2 protein-coding genes are annotated in these 1,099 nt (G+C 58.3%); one reads left to right on the forward strand and one right to left on the reverse strand.

Translation table 11 applies throughout. From position 1 onward, the window contains the following. Positions 1 to 284: c-type cytochrome (locus AC1D1X_RS24115; protein ID WP_477699460.1), on the reverse strand; the 284-nt coding region annotated here is incomplete at its 3' end. 188 nt (positions 285 to 472) lie between these two features. On the opposite strand from AC1D1X_RS24115, the gene AC1D1X_RS24120 reads away from it, so the two are divergent. After that, the coding region (locus AC1D1X_RS24120; protein WP_477699461.1) for a cytochrome b/b6 domain-containing protein at positions 473 to 1,099 on the forward strand (627 nt) is incomplete at its 3' end.

Genomic DNA, 1,099 nt, shown 5'->3' on the forward strand with positions numbered 1-1,099 from the left:
GGCTTGGCCTTGGTATTGCCGCCTTTGTCGGTGCCAGGCCCAAAGCCAGCCCACGGGAGCTTGGCCATGTCGGCCACGATCTCGGCGTTTTCCGCAGCGACTTTGGCGTCGAAGGGGACACGGCCGTTGGCCATGGCACCGACACGACCGAAATGCTGGCCCATGACAAACAACGCGCTTTGGCGATATTTGATGGCGTCTTCGGGTTTGGCAAACTGCGCGGAGGCCGGAGCAGCCATGGCCATTAAAGTGGCGGCTGCGGCGATACAGGCAAAAGCTTTCATGGGTTTCCTCGTAGGTTTTTTCTTAAGATGGGGCAATGGCAACACACTTTGCCTGTTGCCATAGGGCTGAGTTTAGCCAGACCAGATAAGTTCCGCAGGAACTTATGCGCTACGGGAAAGCACCAAGTGGCAGCGAGGCCGTATCAAGAGCACCGTTGCATACAACAATCACAAAACGAGGAGTGAGCATGTACACCAATAAAAATCTTCACAAGGTGCGCGTCTGGGATTTTCCCACGCGATTTTTTCACTGGGCGCTGGTGGCTTGTGTGCTTGGGCTGGCCATTACCGGCACCATCGGTGGCAACGCCATGGTCTGGCATTTCCGGTTTGGCTATACCGTGCTGGCCCTGCTGCTGTTTCGCATTGTCTGGGGCCTGGTGGGTGGGCGCTGGTCTCGCTTTGGGGCATTCATCTATGCGCCCCAAAGTGTCATCAACTACCTCAAGGGCCAAGGTAAACCCGAACACGGTGTCGGCCACAGCCCGATAGGCGCTGGTTCGGTGTTCGCCATGCTGGGATTTCTGGTGGCCCAGGTCGGCACGGGCCTGCTGAGCGACGATGAAATTGCCTTTGCCGGCCCGCTGACACGTTTTGTCTCCAACGCCACCGTCGGCCTGGCAACCAACTATCACAAGAACATTGGCAAGTGGGTGCTTCTGGCTTTGGTGGTATTGCACATCGCGGCCATCGTTTATTACCTGACCCGCAAACACAACCTGGTCGGCGCCATGTTGCATGGCGACAAGGAGCTGGTGGTGCCGGCCCCGCCATCGCGGGACGACACGGTCTCGCGCCTGGCTGCGGCGCTGATC

The sequence above is a fragment of the Polaromonas sp. P1_G4 genome, from assembly GCF_056405475.1.